Origin of the sequence: Rhodoferax sp. (assembly GCF_030646845.1) — a bacterium.
Taxonomy (GTDB): domain Bacteria; phylum Pseudomonadota; class Gammaproteobacteria; order Burkholderiales; family Burkholderiaceae_C; genus Rhodoferax.
In genome coordinates this window covers 20,238-36,341 of sequence record NZ_JAUSLE010000023.1, presented here as the reverse complement: position 1 = coordinate 36,341, position 16,104 = coordinate 20,238, and the positions used below count along the sequence as shown (strand labels likewise).

The window sequence follows — 16,104 nt, the reverse complement described above, 5'->3', positions numbered from 1 at the left end:
TTCTCGGGGTTGGTGTCGTCAAAGCGCAGGTGGCACACGCCGCCATAGTCGCGCGCCAGGCCGAAGTTGATGCAGATGCTCTTGGCGTGGCCGATGTGCAGGTAGCCATTGGGCTCGGGCGGAAATCGGGTACGAATGCTCGCGGGGTCGGGCTGGCCCTTGGCATGGTGGGCCGCGTCGCCCGGGCTGCCGCCCCAGCGGCGCTGGCCATAGGTGCCGTTGGCCAGGTCGTGCTCGATGATCTGGCGCAGGAAGTTGCTGGGCTTGTGGTCGGGGGCTGCGGGGTTGGTGGGGGTGGAGGAGCTCATGCGTTTGATTCTAGACGCCGGGGTGCGCTGAAGTACCATTTGCACTCTTGGCGGCCACCCCTTTTCGCGCAATATGAAGCAAATCGATTTTTCTGTCAGCTCCCCTGAAACCGTGTCGCTACAAAGGGCTGATCTGCAGGCCGCGGTAGAGGCCGGCATCATTTCCTCCACCCAGGCGCAGCACCTGTGGGCGGTGTGGATGGCCCCAGGCGCAGCGGCGGCGGCGCTGGCGCAAGCGCAGGGCCGCCATGTACGGCGTGGGGCGGTGGGGCCCGCCTTCAGCTTCACCAACACCCTGTATTACTTCGGCGGCATGGTGGCCATTGGCGCCATGACGCTGTTCATGACGCTGGGCTGGCAGGCCTTTGGCGCCTGGGGCCTGCTGGCGATCAGCCTGGGGTACACGGTGGCTTGCCTGAAGGTGGCCGACCACCTGAAAGTGCGCCACCTGCCCATTCCGGCCGGCATTCTGGCCACGCTGGCGGTGTGCCTGGTGCCGCTGATGGTGTGGTGCGTGCAGCAGGGCCTGGGCCTGTGGCCACCGGGCGGGCCGGAGCGTTACTCGGGCTACCACTCGCATATCAACTGGCGCTGGATGACGCTTGAATTTGCCACGCTGGGCGCCGGAGTTCTGATGCTGTGGCGCTACCGCCTGCCGTTCATGGTGATGCCGGTGGCGCTGACCCTGTGGTACATGAGCATGGACGTGGCCAACGCCCTGATGCAAAACGACGGCTTCGACTGGCGCTTTACACGCGATGTGTCGCTGGTGTTTGGCCTGGCCACCTGCGCCATTGCCGTTTGGGTGGATGTGCGCGGCCGGCGCGCGCTACAGGCTGATTGGCGGCAGGATTACGCGTTTTGGCTGTACCTGTTTGGCGCCATCATGTTCTGGTTTGGTCTGAGCATGCGCGACTCCAGCTCGGAACTGGGCAAATTTCTCTATGCGCTGATCAATGTGGGCCTGGTGTTTACGGGCGCGGCCATTGGGCGGCGGGTGTTCACGGTGCTGGGGGCGCTGGGCGTGGCCGGGTACTTGGGCTATCTGTCGCACCGGGTGTTTCAGGACAGTCTGATGTTCCCGTTTGCCCTGACGCTGCTCGGCCTGGGTGTGGTGGCGCTGGGCATCTGGTGGCAGCGCCACGAGGATCGCATCAATGCGCGCCTGAGCGCCTGGGTGCCGGCCGCACTGCGCGCCTGATAGACAGGCAGGCGCATCGCCCGTTTTAGAGCCACTTGCCGCTGTGCGGCATCTGGATGGTCTGCGACTCACTGCCGCCGACTACAAAAGCGCCAATCACAAAGCTGAGCACGGCAATGAAGATGGCGGCAAAAAACGCGGTCCAGAAACTCGACACCGTGAAGCCCCTGACCAGCCACGCGACCAGCAGGATCATCAATGCATTGATCACCAGCAGGAACAGGCCGAACGTCAAAAAGGTCAACGGCAAGGTCAGCACAATCAGCAGCGGCTTGACCACGGCGTTTGCAAAGCCCAGCAGCAGCGCCGAGAGGATCAGCGACGAGGTATCGGCAAACTTGATGCCCTTGAAGATGTAGCTGGCGGCCCAGAGCGACACCGCGGTGATGGCCCAATGCAGAAGGAAAGGCGTCAGGTTGTCGAGCATGTGAGTTGGTCTTGTTGGTGCGTTGGGCGGCGGGCGATCGATGATACCGCGCACCGGTTTCATGGGGCCTGTCTCTGTGGCATGGCACTATAGTCCGGGTAGCCATCGGCGTCAGGGTTTGTCGGCCCGTACGCGGCGATGTTGATTCGGGAGTTGAACGTGTACGAAATCATTTTGTCGGTGCTGGCCCTGGTGGCGCTTGTCTGGGTCATTGGGCATTTCTATCTGCGCGGTGAAGACCTGAGCGCCTTTGATCTGCCCGCAGGCGAGCGCCGCTCCATCGGCACGGAGCCTAGTGAAGAAATCAAGGCGGTGGCTGCGTCGCTCGGCGGCATCTTCGACACCGTGAACCAAACGCCGCGCCGCGGGCGCATGGCGTTCCTGCGCGACTATCTGGACAATGCGTTCCCGGTTGTCGATCCGGCGATCCAGTTCAATGCCGTCAATGTCAACGGGGTGCCGGCGGAATGGGTGCTGGCACCCAATGCCGACAGCAGCCGGCGCCTGCTCTACATCCATGGCGGGGCCTTCGCCCTGGGCAGCCCGAAAAGCCACCGGCGGCTGACCGCCAAGTTCTCCGAGATTGCGAACGCCGCGGTGCTGGCCATCGACTATCGCCTGATGCCGGAACACCCGCGCCAGGCCGGCATTGAAGACTGCCGCACCGCCTACCGCTGGATGCTGGACAACGGGCCCACCGGCCCCGGGCCGGCCACGGCAATTTTTGTGGCGGGCGATTCCGCTGGCGGCAACCTGACGCTGTCGCTGATCGCCTGGGTGCGCGACCAGGGCCTGCGCGCGCCGAATGCCGCCGTGGCCCTGTCGCCGACCACGGATTCGACCTTCGGAAGCCCCAGCCTGAGAACCAATCTGGGGACCGATTACATGCTGGGCCCGATGTTCAAGGCGCTGACCAGGGTGCCGCGGATAGTGCTGCTGTGGGGCGCCTGGCTGTTGAACCGCCATCGGCCCAACCATCCGGCGGTGTCTCCGGTGTTTGGCGATTTGTCGGGCTTGCCGCCGCTACTGGTGCAGGCCAGCGAGGCGGAAATGCTGGTTGACGACTGCCGCCGCTATGTCAACAAGGCCGTCGCCGCCGGCTCACCCGTGACCCTGCAGACCTGGAGCCACATGGTCCACGTCTGGCAGATCTTCTACCCGGAACTGGAGGAAGGCCGGGAGGCGATTGAGGAGATCCGCAAATTTCTGCAGGCCCGGTCCTAGCCGGGGAGGCTGCTATTCCAGCAGGGTGGCCGCAAAGGCATTGATGGCATCAATGTCCGGGGGCAGGATGGTGTATTTCATGCCTTCATGGGTCAGGGTTTGCCGAATGACCCGGTCGATGTTTCTGGCCTGGTCTTCGTCCTGGAAGCGCCCGGTGTGCACATACTTCTTGTCGCCGCGCTCCACCAGGATGTTCACGTTGTTGTGCTGCTTGTACCACTCCAGAATCTTGAGCCGGGTTTTGGCAACGTCGCAAATGTTTTCGGCGTAATGTTCGTTGTAGTAGAGCACCTGCGGCAACGAGCACTCGGTCACCAGGAACTGCACCTGGCCGTCCATCAGTTCAATCATCTGAAACTGGCGCTGGGCAATCTGGTACTGGTTCTTCAGCGCTTCAAAATCTTTTTGCCAGACCAGTGACTTGGCATAGTCCGGGATGTTTTCGACGGTCTTGTGGTGCAGGTTCAGGTACAGGATGATGGCCGACGAGAACAGCGATTTGTCGCAACCCGGGCCACCAATGACATTGATGACCTTGGTGGGGTACATCCGCATCTTGTTTTCCGGCAGGCGATCCGCCACGGTGGTGTACTGCATGGTCATGTTGGTTGTCTCTTTTATGGGTAACTGTCGGTTCATATCGTAGTCCCGCCCCGGGTGATCCGCAAGTTCAGGCAAACCCCCGGTTCCTCAGGACGCGATGCCGCTGCGCTCCAGCAGATCGCCGACCAGCTCCAGCCGCAGGAGCGGGTTGTCCAGTTCCATCAGGCGCTGTTTGTGATCCAGCGGCATGGGCAGCAGCTCGCACCAGCGGTTGGCAACCCAGGCGCAGTCTTCCAGCTGGTAGGGCGGCTGCACCGGCATGAGTTGCGGCGGCACATCGCGTCCATGCAGGGTGTTGATCAAGTTGCCCAGGGCGGTGGCGACGCCTTTGAGATCGTCCGGGATGCTGACCGACTGATCGTCGGCTAGCCGGGACACATTGGCGATCCACAGGCCGTGCTTGAGCTTGTCATGGGTGTTGATGCGAAAACGTTGCGTGCCGGTGCAGCGAATCACCATCAGGCCAGCCTGCGGCATGGAGAACTCGGTGATGGTGGCCAGGGTGCCCACACTGTGGAATGCTTCCGCCGCAAATCCATCGCCAGCGATTGGCGCGGCGTCGAGTCTGCGCACCTCGGTGCCTTTTGTCAGCGCGACGACGCCAAAGGGCGCACCGGTCTTGTGGCATTTACCGATCATGTCGAGGTAGCGCACTTCAAAAATCCGCAGCGGCAAGGTGCCACCGGGATACAGCACCGTCTCCAGCGGAAACAGCGGGAGCGAAAACAGGGCCAGGGATTCAGACATTTGCAGTGCCACGATTGGTGTTGGCGCCATCATCCCACGAACCTGGCCGCCACGCCCGGCGCACCTACATGGCTTTGAACAGGTGGGCGTAGAGGCGGCTCACCGGCAGCCGCTCAGGGCGGTCGCGCACGGACAGGCTGAGTTTGCCCGCCTCGTCGCGCGTGACGGTGTCGATACGGGCGGCATTGACCACCGTGCCGCGGTGGACTTGCCAGAAGGTGCTGGCGTCGAGCTGGGGCAGCAGTTCTTTGAGCGGCGTGCGAATGAGGTATTCATGGGCAGCGGTCAGCACGCGCACGTATTTGTCGGCGGCCTCGAAATAGACCACGTCATCGATGGGCACCATGCGGATGGCCGTGCCCACGCTGGCCTGGATCACCTTCAGTGGCGCGGCCGTGGGGCGTGGCCCCGCGCCCAGCAGGCCACGCAGCTGGCCCAGCGTTGCTTCGAAATCAATAGCGGGGTGCGCCCGGTTGGCGAGGGCTAGCTGCAGTTTTGACACGGTCTTTTGCAGACGGTCGGCTTGCACCGGCTTGAGCAGGTAGTCCACCGCCTCGGCCTCGAAGGCCTGGATGGCGTACTGGTCGTAGGCGGTGACGAACACCAGGGCAGGGAAGGGCGTGCCCGGCGCGCTGTCGGTGTGCCACGCATCGGCCAGCTCGGCGGCCGCGTCCAGCCCGTTCAGGCTCGGCATGCGGATGTCGAAGAACAGCACATCGGGTTGCAGCCGCAATGCCTGTGTGACGGCAGACGCGCCGTCGCCCACCACGGCCAGCACCCGCAGCTCGGGCCAGGCGCGTGCCAGCTCGGCCTGCAGTGCGGCGGCGAGCAGCGGCTCGTCTTCGGCGATCAGGGCGGTGGGATTGCTTGTTCTGTTCATGCCATGCTCACGATTTATAAGGAAAAGTGATGCTAGCCCGCGTACCCATTGCGCTATCAGCTATCAATTCAATAGCGCCCTGGTTCGGGTACAGGGTGGCCAGGCGCTCGCGCACCTGCGCCAGGCCGAAGCCGTCCACCGTGGCGCCGCCCGGGTTGGGACCGACGCCGGTGTCCCGCACGTCCAGCGTCATCTGGCCGGCCGCCTGGCGGGCGCGCACGGTGATGCTGCCGCCTTCCACCTTGGGTTCCAGCCCGTGCTTGATGGCGTTTTCTACCAGTGGCTGCAGCAGCAGTGTGGGCACCGGATGCTGCGCCAGCTCAGCGGGCAGGTCCAGTGTGTAGCTCAGGCGCGGCCCCATGCGCACGGCCATCAGTTCCAGGTAGTCGCGCACGCGGTCGAACTCGGCTTGCAGGGTGTGCGTTGTCGCGCGCGATGCCGTCAGCGTGGCGCGCAGGTAGGCCACCATGCGGTCCAGCATGTCCTGGGCGCGCGCGGGGTCGGTGCCAATCAGCGCACGCAGGTTGGCCAGGGTGTTGAACAGCATGTGCGGCTCCAGCTGGGTCTCCAGCAGTTTCAGGCGCGCTTCGCTCGCGTGCTGGCGGGCCTCAGCCATCTTGCGCATCAGATAGGCGCTCTTGTTGACGCTGTAAAAGTAATAGGTGATCGCGATGCCGGCCAGCGCCGTCACCAGAAGCGAGGTGCGCAGTTGCGTGCCCGCGAGGCCCGCGTCCCAGGACGACCAGCCGAACCAGTGATCGGCGGCATAGGTGCCCAAGAAGTAGCCGACCAGATTGCCTGAGATGACCAGCGCCAGGACCTGCCAGCCCTTGGGCCAGCCAGTGTCCAGGCTGGAGGGGAAAAGGTGGCGCCCGAAGTCGATCCACACCCAGCAGACGAACCCGATACACAGGGAATAGAGCAGGGGAATGCCATAGCTCCGCGCCGGATTGAAGGCCCATTGGATGAACGCGATGGCCAGGCAGAACGCCATGGTTTGCAGCAAATGCCGCAGCTTGGCAATCCAGTCGATTCTCATGGTTTTACGAGCCGCTGCGCTCACGCTGCAGGCGTTCGCGTTCTTTTTGCACCATGCGTTCGCGCAAGCCCGCGCCCGAACCTAATACGAACACCGAAATGCCGTGCAGCGCCACGCCCAATCCCCAGCCCAGCAAGGGGAAGACCGACCAGGGGCGGCTGCCGAAGCCGTACTGGGACATTGCGAACACCGCCAGGTTGACCACTACGTAGACGGTTGCGTGCGCATACCAGCCCAGCTTGGCGCCAGCGCGCTTGCGGGCAATACGGTTGATTTCTTCAGGGCTCATGGTGGGCACCGGTTTGTTGGTCGGGATGGTAGCTGAAGCATGCGGCGGAATCGCTGGCGAATGGCTGCGCTATGGTAGTCATCGTGCTTGCGTAGGCTTGGGTTGCAGTCAATCCTGGCACGCCGCCACAATGGCGGCCAGCGCGGGCGCATTCAGGGTCAGGCCGATGTGGTTGGCCCCCGGCACCAGGGTGACGGCCAGGGTCTTGCCCGCGCTGGCAAAGATCGGTGCATAGCGCTCAGGCAGCATCAACTCGTCGTCCAGGCCGGCGATCAGTTTGATGGCGTTGGGCGCGCGGCGAATGTCCTGCGCATAGTCCAGATGCGTGCTGAAGTTGGCGGCCAAGGCGTACGAGTAGCTTGACGTGAGGAACTTTTTGGCCTCGGCGTTGAGGGCAAACTGCGTGACTGGCAAGTCGTTCCAGGCGGTGATGCCGATCTTGTTCAACACCGTGAGCGCAATGATGCGCGGCAGGCCGACCGATGCCCAGCCGCCACCGCCAGGCCGGTTGCTGGGGGCTTGAATCAGAAACGGGGCCAGCAGCACATAGCGGTCAAACAATGCAGCCTGTGGCGACGCGGCAAAACGCAGCGCAAAGCCCGCACCGGCCGAGAAGCCGATCAGGGTGCTCGGTCCCGGGTGGGGCACGGCATGCATGAAGTCCGCCAGGTCGTCTTCAAGCTGGCCGATGTAGGCAATCTGTCCGCGCGTGCCGGAGTCACCATGGCCGCGCACATCGAGCGCGTCCACCGTGTACCCGGCGGCCACCAGCGCCTGCGCCATGGGGTGCATGGAGCGGCTGCTGGCTGACGAGCCGTGGATCAGGACGATGCGCCGCTGTGTCGTCGTGGCGCCGGGTGTGGCTGCCGCTGCGCTCGCGTAATGGCGATAGGCCAGTGCCGCGCCATCACGCGCGGTGTAGCGTTGCACCGCAGGAATGGCGCTGTAGTCCAGATTCCTGAAGGGTGCGTTGATGCTGTCGAGCGCGGCAACCGGGGCCGGGCCACCGAAGCCGACCGCCAGAGCGATCACTGTGGCCACCAGCAGGATGGCGGCCCCGATCAGGAGCGCCAGCACGCGCAGGGGTTTGGCTCCCATGGCTCAGGCCGTCAGTGCGGATGTGCCGCTGGGCGCCCGGCGCAACACAAGGCGCCACAGGCGGGCGGCACGGCCCGCGAAGATGCCGCTGAACAGGCCGTAGAGCGCGCCGATGATCAGCGTGTACTGGCCGTCATTCGCCAGGGACGCCTGCATGGCGAGATCAACCCCGACGATGTACTTGGTCAGGAAGATGCCCAGGATCAGCGCCAGCGGGACCCAGCTGCCCGGCACCTGGAAGCTGCGCGAGGCGGCGTCGTACCGGGTGCCCGCCGGCGGCGCCAGCGGTGCGATCAAGGCGGCCATCAGCGAGGCACCGCTGGCCCAGGCCAGCAGCACATAGCCAAACAGCGGCGAGTTGCCAAAGGCCGAGACCGTGCCCCAGAGCGACAGGCCGGTCATGGCCAGTGGCAGCAGTGCCATGCGCGTGAGGCCCACGCGGCGGCCACGTGCCTGGCTCAGACCCAGTGCGAGCAGGGCCGCCAGCAGGCCCCAGACCCACAGGGGTGTGTTCTTGATGACGGTCCCCAGCATTTGCGGGTGTTGGGTGATGAGTTGGATCAGCATGGCGCATCCTTCTTGAGTTGAGCGATGGGCGTACTGTGCCGGAGCACGTGCCGGCGTGCCACGCGCATGCGACCGAACGCGTGCAGCAGGACGTGAAATGCCGCTACGAGGCGTGAACGGCGTCCGGGCGTCGCAGCACGCCGTCGCACAAGCTGGCAATGCACTGCGTTGCGATCTCGTCGGGGGTGTACTCGCCGCCCGGCTGGTACCAGCGACCGATCCAGCTCAGGGCGCCCGCGATCACGAATGCCGCGATTTTGGGGTCGCAAGGCTGGAGCGAACCTTCCGCAATGCCTTCCGTCACCAGGCGGCGGAATTCCATGTCAATGCCGGATTTGAGCCGGCGCAGCTCCTTGCGGCTCTCCTGCGGCAGTTCATCGTCGCCGACACGGATCACGCACATGCCGAAATCCATGGTGACGATGCGGGTGTAGACGCGCATGCAGGCCATCAGCTGGTCAATGGCCTTGCCGCCCGCATTGCGCGTTTCCTCAATGCCTTCCAGCATCATGTGCAGCCCCTTGCGCACGCATTCGATCAGGATCTCGTCCTTGTTCTTCACGTAGTAATAAAGCGTGGGCTTGCTGACGTTCAGGCGCGCGGCAATGTCGTCCAGGGAGGTCGCATGAAAGCCGCGCTCATTGAACAGCTGCGCCGCCGTCGACAGCACGGCATTGCGCTTGGTCTCGCGCTGCTGTTCACGCGCAGCAGCAGGCGCCCAGGGCGACGCCGGCGCCGCAGCGGGAGTGGGTGTTGAAGCAGGCCGTTTCTTGGGCATGGTGGAAGACCTTAGGGAAAGTCCTGATGCTGGGGTGGTGAGTGAATTACATAATCTACTCAAGAGTAATAAGTTTACGCAGTAGTAAGAATTTTCGCGTCCACACAAACCCGTATAGATAAGCCGATGCAGACAACACCCCGAGGCGGCCCTGTCGCCGCCACGCCCCTGCTGCAGGTCGACGGCGTCACGCTGGCCTTCGGCGGCGTGCGTGCGCTCAGTGGCGTGAGCTTCGACGTGGCGCCGGGCTCCATCACGGCGGTCATCGGGCCCAATGGCGCGGGCAAGACCTCTCTTTTCAACACCATCTCGGGCTTTTATCGGCCCAGCAGCGGCCATGTGCGCTTCAAGGGTCAGGACATCACGCGCGTGCCAACACCGCAGCGCGCCAGGATGGGCCTGGGCCGCAGCTTCCAGAATATTGCGCTGTTTCGCGGCATGACGGTGCTTGACAACATCAAGCTCGGCCGCCACACGCACTTGAAGACCAATGTGATCGACGCATTGTTCTATATGGGTCGTGCGCGCCGTGAAGAGGCCGCGCTGCGCGCCGACATCGAAGAGCGCATCATCGACTTCCTCGAGATTGACCATATTCGTCATGCGCCGGTCTCCGCATTGCCCTACGGCCTGCAAAAGCGTGTGGAAATGGCCCGCGCCCTGGCCATGCAGCCCGAGATACTGATGCTGGATGAGCCGGTGGCCGGCATGAACCGCGAGGAAACCGAGGACATGGCGCGCTTCATCCTCGACGTGCGGGAGGAGTGGGGTATCACCGTGCTCATGGTGGAGCACGACATGGGCATGGTGATGGATTTGTCCGACCATGTGGTCGTGCTCAACTTCGGCCAGGTCATTGCCCAGGGCGCACCGGCCACCGTGCAGAGCGACCCCGAGGTGATCCGCGCCTATCTGGGCTCGGGCGATGTGGGCGACCTGCGTCGCAAGCTGTGGGCCGGCGCTGCCGTGCCATTGCAGGAGGCTGTCTGATGGATTGGGCCTACCTGTTTGAAATCAGCCTGACCGGCATCGCCAGCGGCGGCCTGTATGCGCTGGCGGCACTGGCCTTCGTCATGGTGTACAAAGCCACGCGCGTGGTGAACATTGCCATCGGCGAAATGCTGATGGTCGGCGCCTATCTGTTCTTCACCTTCTCCGCGACCTTCGCCTTGCCATTGTGGCTGGCCATTCCGGCGGCGGTGCTCGGCTCCGGCCTGCTGGGCGCCATCATCGAGCGCACCATGATCCGCCCGCTGCTGGGCGAGCCGCCGATCTCGGTCTTCATGGTCACGGTGGGCCTGGCCTCCGTTCTGGTGGGCCTGGTGGAAATGATCTGGACCGCCGATCAGCGCCGGCTGGCCGACTTCATGCCCAACACGCCGGTGATGGTTGGCGATGCCTTCCTGGCGCCCAAGGTGTTTTATGGCGCTCTGATTGCCGTCGTGCTGATCGCGGCGGTGCTGCTGGTGTTCCGCTTCTGGCGCGGCGGCGTGGCACTGCGCGCCACGGCGTCAGACCCGGCTGCGGCGTACTCCATGGGCATCAACGTGCCGCGCGTGTTCTCGCTGGCCTGGGTGGTCTCGGCCATGATCGCGGCCGTCTCCGGCATCATCGTCGGCTCGATCGGCGGCATCTCGTCGTCCATGGGCATCTTCGGACTGTCGGTGCTGGTGGTCGTCATCGTCGGCGGGCTCGACAGCGTGCTCGGCGCGCTGGTGGGCGGCTTGTTCATCGGCCTGGTCGAGGCGGTGGCGGGCGCTTACCTCGGCGGTGAATACAAGCTGCTGGCCACCTTCATCGTGCTGGTAGTCGTGCTCATGATTCGCCCTTACGGCATGTTCGGCACCCATGAAATTGAGAGGCTCTAGAACCATGCACCCCCACGTTCATCGCTGCGTGTATTCACTGCCACCCAAGGGGGCCCAAGCCTGCCTTGGGGCGGCCCGGCGGGAGGCCTGATGCGCATCGGTACGCTTAAAGAGTCCTACATCGCCGACGCGGCGCTGTTTGACTCGCGCACCCAGAAAGCGTGGCTGGCCGTGGGCGCCGCCTTGCTGGTGTTGTTTCCCTTCATGGCCAGTGACTACTGGTTGTACCTGGCCTGTCTGGTCAGCATCAACGTGGCCAGTGCCACCGGCCTGAACATCCTCACGGGCTACACCGGGCTGGTGAGCCTGGGCCAGGCTGCCTTCATGGGGCTGGGCGCGTACACCGTGGCGGTGCTGGAATTGCGCGTTGGCTCGCCGTTCCTGCTGAACCTGCTCGCGGGCGGCTTCGTCGCCATGCTGGGCGGCCTCATCGTGGGCATACCGTCGCTGCGCGTGAAGGGCCTGTATCTGGCCATTGCCACGATCGCCGCGTCGTTCATCGCGCATTTTCTTTTTGCCAACATGGCATTCACCGGGGGCACCGCCGGCCTCACGGTGCCACCGGCAAGGTTCTTTGGCATGCTGCTGGACACCTCGTTCCGGCTGTACTGGGTGATCGTGCCGGTCATGGTGCTGATGCTGCTGGGCGCGACGAATCTGTTTCGCACGCGGGTCGGGCGGGCCTTCATTGCCATCCGCGACCGCGACATCTCGGCCGAGGTGCTGGGTATTCCGCTGCTGCGCTACAAGCTGCTGTCGTTCGGTCTGTCGTCGTTCTACGCGGGCGTGGCTGGCGGCCTGTGGGCCTACTTTTTTCGCGTGGTCACGCCCGAGAGTTTTCCGCTGACCATGTCGATCTTCTTCCTGGCCGCCATCATCGTTGGCGGCATGGGCACCATCCTGGGCGGCATTCTGGGCGCGGTCTTCATGACCATGGTGCCCGAGTTGCTCAAGCTCGGGGTGGACCTGATGCCTGGCGGCAGCGCGCTCACGGTTTTCCTGTCGCCCGTACGCACCGTGGTGTTCGGGTTGTTGATCATCGGGTTTCTGGTGTTCGAGCCGCACGGGCTCGCAGAAGTGTGGCGGCGCATTCGCCGCTTTTTCCACCTGTGGCCTTTCCGTAACTGAGTGCGTTCGCGCACCGTGCAGGCCATGGATACAGCAAGCAAAAAGGAGATAAGCATGCAGACATCACAAATTTCCCAACGTCGCCGCGCGCTGCTGCTGGCAGCGGGCGCCTCGCTCGTCGTTCCTCTGGCCCAGGCCCAGGCCGGCGAGGACATCGTCATCGGCGGCTCCATTCCGATGACGGGTGTGTTCGCGTTTGCCGGCGTCGGCATCAATGCCGGCATTGCCGACTACGTGAAGATGGTCAACGACGCCGGTGGCATCAAGGGCCGCAAGCTGCGCTATGTGCCGGAAGACACGGGCTACAAGGTCGATGCATCCGTGGCCGCCTTCAAGAAGATCACCAGCCAGAACAAGGTCAACCTCTACTACGGCGACTCCACCGCGTTTTCCAAGACCATCAACCCGGAGCTGGACCGCACCGGCAACATCATGATGGCCGGCGCCTCGTTCGCCACCGAGCTGAACGACCCGGTCAAATACCCGAATCAGTTCCTGGTGGGCCCCGATTACACCGAGATGTTCGGCATCCTGCTGCGCCACATTGCCAAAGAGAAGCCGGGCGCCAAGGTTGCCTTCGTCTACTCGGATTCTGAATTCGGCCGCGACCCGATCGAGAGCAGCGAAGCGCTGGCCAAGAAGCTCGGACTGTCGGTGCCGGTCAAGATCATGACGCCGGCCGGCAGCGTGGACGTCTCGGGCGAAGTCATCAAGCTGCGCCGTGCTGCGCCCGACTACACCATCTTCCATGGCTACATCCTTGCGCCCATTCCGGAATTCATCACCCAGGGCAAGCAGCAGGGCATGACCAGCAAGTGGATGGGCACCTTCTGGACCATGGACAGTTCCACCGTCATGAAGATGGGCGAGGCCGGTGACGGCTTCATGGGTGTCATGCCCTACCGCTACTACTACGACACGTCGGCCAAGGCGCCCATGCTCGACAAGATCCGCCAGTTGCACCCCGAGTACCAGAGCACGGCCTACATCCAGGGCTTCCTGGCGGCGATGCTGTTCACCGAAGCGGCCAAGCGCACGCTGGACGCCAAGAAGGAGCTCAACGGCAAGAACCTGAAGGCTGCGCTCAACAGCATCAAGGACTTCGACACCGGCGGCCTCATTGGCGTGCCAATCACCATCAAGGGCAACTCCATTCCGGTGGGGCGGGTCTACAAGGCCGACATGAAGGCGCAGAAGATGGTGGCCGCGTCCGACTGGATCGCTCTGTAAGCACAAGCGTCTGGACATGAACCTGCCCCGCACGGACCACGTCCTCGAAGTCAACAACATCGAGGTCATCTACAACAAGGTGGTGCAGGCCCTGCGCGGCCTCTCCCTGGCCGTGCCGCGCGGCCAGATCGTGGCCTTGCTGGGTAGCAATGGGGCGGGCAAGTCCACCACGCTCAAGGCCATTTCGGGCCTGCTGGCGCTGGAAGATGGGGAGCTGCAGAACGGCAGCATCCTGTTCAATGGCCAGCCCACCGCGCGGCTGGCGCCCCAGCAGCTGGTGCGCCAGGGCGTGAGCCATGTGATGGAAGGGCGCCGGGTGTTCGAAGACCTCACGGTGGAAGAAAACCTGGTGGCCGCCACCTACGCCCTCACAGGTCGCAGCGGAGTCAAACCCGACTTCGACCTGGTCTACACCTATTTCCCGCGCCTGCACGAGCGGCGCAAGGGGCTGGCCGGCTACCTGTCGGGTGGCGAGCAGCAGATGCTGGCCATCGGCCGCGCGCTGATTGCGCAGCCCGAACTCATCCTGCTGGACGAGCCCTCGCTCGGCCTGTCGCCCAAGCTGGTGGAAGACATCTTCACCATCATCGCGCGCATCAACGCCGAGCGCGGCGTGTCCATGCTGCTGGTGGAGCAGAACGCGACCGTGGCGCTGGCCGTGGCGCACAGCGGCTACATCATGGAAAACGGCAAGATCGTCATCGACGGCAGCGCCGAGCGGCTGGCCAGCGACCCCGACGTGCGCGAGTTCTACCTGGGCATGGGCGGCGGCGGCGAAGCCCGCAGCTTCCGCGAGATCAAGCATTACAAGCGCCGCAAGCGCTGGCTTTCCTGACTATGCACCCACTACCCGCATTCCCCGAGATGACCCTGCCGCAGATGCTGCGCGAGCGCGCACGCACCATGCCGGAACGCATTGCCATCCGGCAAAAAGACTTCGGCATCTGGAAGCCCTACGACTGGGCCAGTTATTACCGCCGTGCCTGCCATTTCGGCCTGGGCCTGCGCGCCCTGGGTCTGCCCGAGGGTGGCCATGTCGGCGTGATCTCCGAAAACCGCATTGAATGGGTGCTGGCGCAGATGGGCGCCGGCCTGGTCGGTGCCGTCACGGTGGGCGTGTACCCCACCAGCCCGACCTCCGAGGTGGCCTATGTGGTGGGCCATGCCGACATTGAAATCATGGTCTGCGAAGACCAGGAGCAGACCGACAAGGTCCTCGAAGCGCTGGACCAGTTGCCACGCCTGCGCAAGATCGTGGTCATGGAGACCAAGGGCCTGCGCAGCTTTGCGGCTGAGGCGCGCCGGCTGATTGCCACCTTCGACGAGGTGGAGCAGATGGGTGCCGTCGCCGGCAACCCGGCGCTGATTGACGAAGCCCTGGCCCGGCAGACGCTCGACGATGTGGGCCTGATGATCTACACCTCGGGTTCCACCGGCAAGCCCAAGGGCGCCATGATTTCCTACCGCAACATCCGCGGCGTGGTGCCCGGCATCGTGGAGCGGCTGCGCCTTACGCAAGACACCAGCCACCTGTCCTACCTGCCGCTGTGCCATGTGGCTGAGCAGATGCTGACCACCTTCGTGCCCCTCTACACCGGCTCGCAGGTCAACTTTGGCGAATCCATCCGCACGGTGCAGGAAGACTTGCGCGAAGTGGCGCCCACCATGTTTCTGGGCGTGCCGCGCATCTGGGAGAAGATGCACGCCTCCATCAGCATCAAGCTGCAGGAGGCGGGTGGCCTGCGCCGTTGGCTGTTCAACAAGGCCTATACGGCCTGCAAGCCCCTGGCTGAAAAGCCGCGCAGCGCCTGGACTGCCGGCGAGAAACTGGTGTACTTCGCGAGCTACTGGAGCATCTTTCGCGCACTGCAGAATTTCATTGGTCTGCGCAATGCCCAGGTGGCACTCACCGGCGCCGCGCCGATTCCACCCGATGTGGTGCGCTTCTTCCGCGTGCTGGGCGTGCCGCTGGTCGAGGTGTATGGCCTGACCGAATCCACCGGCATGGTCACCGGCCATCCGCTGGACCAGGTGATCGTCGGCACGGTAGGCACGCCCACCCAGGGCGTCGAGTGGCGTATCGGCGAGGCAGGTGAATTCCAGATTCGGGGAGACATGGTGTTCGCCGGTTACTACAAAAACCCCGAGGCCACGGCCACCAGCATCCGGGACGGCTGGCTGCACACCGGCGACGTGGTGCGCGAGGAGGGCGGCCAGCTCAAGATCGTGGACCGCCTCAAGGACATCATGATCACGGCTGGCGGCAAGAACCTCACGCCGTCCGAGATCGAGAACACGATGAAGGGCAGCCCCTACATCAAGGAATGCGTCATCGTGGCCGAAGGGCGCAAGTTTGTCGGTGCGCTGGTGATGATCGATATTGATACCGTGGGCAAATGGGCCGAGGCCCAGCGCATCCCGTTCACCCATTTCCGCTCGCTGGTGGAACACCCGAAAGTGCGCGAACTGATCGAAGCCGACATCGCCCAGGGCAACCAGCGCCTGGCCCAGGTGTCGCAGATCCGAAAGTTCCACTTGCTGACCAAGGAACTGGACCATGACGACGGCGAAGTCACCGCCACCATGAAGGTGCGCCGCTCAAGCATCTACAAGACCTACGCGGCAGAGATCGAAGCGCTGTACCACTGATCCGCGCGGTCCGCTGGATTGTCTCTCCCATCCGCAAACGCACCGGGCTTCCCGGCTGCTGGCCAGCC

18 protein-coding genes are annotated in these 16,104 nt (G+C 64.0%); 8 read left to right on the top strand and 10 right to left on the bottom strand.

Annotated features, from left to right (window positions below; translation table 11 throughout):
• Window positions 1–308, bottom strand: a 308-nt coding sequence (locus Q7T10_RS06390) for a glutamate--tRNA ligase family protein (protein WP_304746980.1), incomplete at its 3' end; no start/stop codon positions are given.
• Between the two features lie 73 nt (window positions 309–381).
• Between Q7T10_RS06390 and Q7T10_RS06385 the strand changes: the two genes are divergently transcribed.
• Window positions 382–1,509 (top strand): DUF2157 domain-containing protein, encoded by a 1,128-nt coding sequence (locus Q7T10_RS06385; RefSeq protein ID WP_304746979.1) that lies wholly within the window; start codon window positions 382–384, stop codon window positions 1,507–1,509.
• A 25-nt stretch (window positions 1,510–1,534) separates the two neighbouring features.
• Here the strand turns inward: Q7T10_RS06385 and Q7T10_RS06380 are convergent, their stop codons facing one another.
• Complete coding sequence (locus Q7T10_RS06380) at window positions 1,535–1,936, bottom strand: phage holin family protein (protein WP_304746978.1); 402 nt, start codon at window positions 1,934–1,936, stop codon at window positions 1,535–1,537.
• A gap of 159 nt (window positions 1,937–2,095) precedes the next feature.
• Between Q7T10_RS06380 and Q7T10_RS06375 the strand changes: the two genes are divergently transcribed.
• Window positions 2,096–3,160, top strand: coding sequence for an alpha/beta hydrolase (locus Q7T10_RS06375; protein WP_304746977.1), 1,065 nt, complete (start codon window positions 2,096–2,098; stop codon window positions 3,158–3,160).
• 12 nt (window positions 3,161–3,172) lie between these two features.
• Here the strand turns inward: Q7T10_RS06375 and Q7T10_RS06370 are convergent, their stop codons facing one another.
• The 8 genes from Q7T10_RS06370 to Q7T10_RS06335 form a co-directional block, all read right to left on the bottom strand.
• Window positions 3,173–3,757, bottom strand: a complete 585-nt coding sequence (locus Q7T10_RS06370; protein WP_304746976.1) for a hypothetical protein — start codon at window positions 3,755–3,757, stop codon at window positions 3,173–3,175.
• A 93-nt stretch (window positions 3,758–3,850) separates the two neighbouring features.
• Window positions 3,851–4,510 carry an LON peptidase substrate-binding domain-containing protein gene (locus tag Q7T10_RS06365; RefSeq protein WP_304746975.1) on the bottom strand — a complete coding sequence of 220 codons (660 nt, stop codon included), beginning with the start codon at window positions 4,508–4,510 and terminating at the stop codon, window positions 3,851–3,853.
• Between the two features lie 64 nt (window positions 4,511–4,574).
• Window positions 4,575–5,390 (bottom strand): LytTR family DNA-binding domain-containing protein, encoded by an 816-nt coding sequence (locus Q7T10_RS06360; RefSeq protein WP_304746974.1) that lies wholly within the window; start codon window positions 5,388–5,390, stop codon window positions 4,575–4,577.
• A gap of 7 nt (window positions 5,391–5,397) precedes the next feature.
• Window positions 5,398–6,429 (bottom strand): sensor histidine kinase, encoded by a 1,032-nt coding sequence (locus Q7T10_RS06355; RefSeq protein ID WP_304746973.1) that lies wholly within the window; start codon window positions 6,427–6,429, stop codon window positions 5,398–5,400.
• A 4-nt stretch (window positions 6,430–6,433) separates the two neighbouring features.
• Window positions 6,434–6,718, bottom strand: coding sequence for a 2TM domain-containing protein (locus Q7T10_RS06350; protein ID WP_304746972.1), 285 nt, complete (start codon window positions 6,716–6,718; stop codon window positions 6,434–6,436).
• 108 nt (window positions 6,719–6,826) lie between these two features.
• Window positions 6,827–7,816, bottom strand: a complete 990-nt coding sequence (locus Q7T10_RS06345) for an alpha/beta hydrolase (RefSeq protein WP_304746971.1) — start codon at window positions 7,814–7,816, stop codon at window positions 6,827–6,829.
• Between the two features lie 3 nt (window positions 7,817–7,819).
• Complete coding sequence (locus Q7T10_RS06340) at window positions 7,820–8,383, bottom strand: DUF6622 family protein (RefSeq protein ID WP_304746970.1); 564 nt, start codon at window positions 8,381–8,383, stop codon at window positions 7,820–7,822.
• Window positions 8,384–8,486: 103 nt separating this feature from the next.
• Complete coding sequence (locus Q7T10_RS06335; protein WP_304746969.1) at window positions 8,487–9,161, bottom strand: TetR/AcrR family transcriptional regulator; 675 nt, start codon at window positions 9,159–9,161, stop codon at window positions 8,487–8,489.
• A gap of 126 nt (window positions 9,162–9,287) precedes the next feature.
• Between Q7T10_RS06335 and Q7T10_RS06330 the strand changes: the two genes are divergently transcribed.
• The 6 genes from Q7T10_RS06330 to Q7T10_RS06305 all read left to right on the top strand — a co-directional run bounded on the left by Q7T10_RS06330 (window position 9,288) and on the right by Q7T10_RS06305 (window position 16,036).
• On the top strand, window positions 9,288–10,151 hold the full coding sequence (locus tag Q7T10_RS06330; RefSeq protein ID WP_304746968.1) for an ABC transporter ATP-binding protein: 864 nt from the start codon (window positions 9,288–9,290) through the stop codon (window positions 10,149–10,151).
• Complete coding sequence (locus tag Q7T10_RS06325) at window positions 10,151–11,029, top strand: branched-chain amino acid ABC transporter permease (RefSeq protein ID WP_304746967.1); 879 nt, start codon at window positions 10,151–10,153, stop codon at window positions 11,027–11,029. The genes Q7T10_RS06330 and Q7T10_RS06325 overlap by 1 nt, the downstream gene beginning before the upstream one ends.
• Before the next feature lie 90 nt (window positions 11,030–11,119).
• Window positions 11,120–12,157: a branched-chain amino acid ABC transporter permease gene (locus Q7T10_RS06320; RefSeq protein WP_304746966.1), complete on the top strand. Its 1,038-nt coding sequence runs from the start codon at window positions 11,120–11,122 to the stop codon at window positions 12,155–12,157.
• A 54-nt stretch (window positions 12,158–12,211) separates the two neighbouring features.
• On the top strand, window positions 12,212–13,387 hold the full coding sequence (locus tag Q7T10_RS06315; protein WP_304746965.1) for an ABC transporter substrate-binding protein: 1,176 nt from the start codon (window positions 12,212–12,214) through the stop codon (window positions 13,385–13,387).
• A gap of 16 nt (window positions 13,388–13,403) precedes the next feature.
• Entirely contained in the window at window positions 13,404–14,222 is an 819-nt protein-coding gene (locus Q7T10_RS06310) for an ABC transporter ATP-binding protein (protein WP_304746964.1), read from the top strand.
• A 2-nt stretch (window positions 14,223–14,224) separates the two neighbouring features.
• Entirely contained in the window at window positions 14,225–16,036 is a 1,812-nt protein-coding gene (locus tag Q7T10_RS06305; RefSeq protein ID WP_304746963.1) for a long-chain fatty acid--CoA ligase, read from the top strand.
• The last annotated feature ends 68 nt before the right edge of the window (window positions 16,037–16,104 follow it).

Excerpts from the sequence above, each read along its gene's own strand:
- Q7T10_RS06385 (WP_304746979.1), top strand. The coding sequence starts at position 382 with ATGAAGCAAATCGATTTTTCTGTCAGCTCCCCTGAAACCGTGTCGCTA.
- Q7T10_RS06380 (WP_304746978.1), bottom strand. The coding sequence starts at position 1,936 with ATGCTCGACAACCTGACGCCTTTCCTTCTGCATTGGGCCATCACCGCG.
- Q7T10_RS06370 (WP_304746976.1), bottom strand. The coding sequence starts at position 3,757 with ATGCAGTACACCACCGTGGCGGATCGCCTGCCGGAAAACAAGATGCGG.
- Q7T10_RS06365 (WP_304746975.1), bottom strand. The coding sequence starts at position 4,510 with ATGTCTGAATCCCTGGCCCTGTTTTCGCTCCCGCTGTTTCCGCTGGAG.
- Q7T10_RS06360 (WP_304746974.1), bottom strand. The coding sequence starts at position 5,390 with ATGAACAGAACAAGCAATCCCACCGCCCTGATCGCCGAAGACGAGCCG.
- Q7T10_RS06355 (WP_304746973.1), bottom strand. The coding sequence starts at position 6,429 with ATGAGAATCGACTGGATTGCCAAGCTGCGGCATTTGCTGCAAACCATG.
- Q7T10_RS06350 (WP_304746972.1), bottom strand. The coding sequence starts at position 6,718 with ATGAGCCCTGAAGAAATCAACCGTATTGCCCGCAAGCGCGCTGGCGCC.
- Q7T10_RS06345 (WP_304746971.1), bottom strand. The coding sequence starts at position 7,816 with ATGGGAGCCAAACCCCTGCGCGTGCTGGCGCTCCTGATCGGGGCCGCC.
- Q7T10_RS06340 (WP_304746970.1), bottom strand. The coding sequence starts at position 8,383 with ATGCTGATCCAACTCATCACCCAACACCCGCAAATGCTGGGGACCGTC.
- Q7T10_RS06335 (WP_304746969.1), bottom strand. The coding sequence starts at position 9,161 with ATGCCCAAGAAACGGCCTGCTTCAACACCCACTCCCGCTGCGGCGCCG.
- Q7T10_RS06330 (WP_304746968.1), top strand. The coding sequence starts at position 9,288 with ATGCAGACAACACCCCGAGGCGGCCCTGTCGCCGCCACGCCCCTGCTG.
- Q7T10_RS06325 (WP_304746967.1), top strand. The coding sequence starts at position 10,151 with ATGGATTGGGCCTACCTGTTTGAAATCAGCCTGACCGGCATCGCCAGC.
- Q7T10_RS06320 (WP_304746966.1), top strand. The coding sequence starts at position 11,120 with ATGCGCATCGGTACGCTTAAAGAGTCCTACATCGCCGACGCGGCGCTG.
- Q7T10_RS06315 (WP_304746965.1), top strand. The coding sequence starts at position 12,212 with ATGCAGACATCACAAATTTCCCAACGTCGCCGCGCGCTGCTGCTGGCA.
- Q7T10_RS06310 (WP_304746964.1), top strand. The coding sequence starts at position 13,404 with ATGAACCTGCCCCGCACGGACCACGTCCTCGAAGTCAACAACATCGAG.
- Q7T10_RS06305 (WP_304746963.1), top strand. The coding sequence starts at position 14,225 with ATGCACCCACTACCCGCATTCCCCGAGATGACCCTGCCGCAGATGCTG.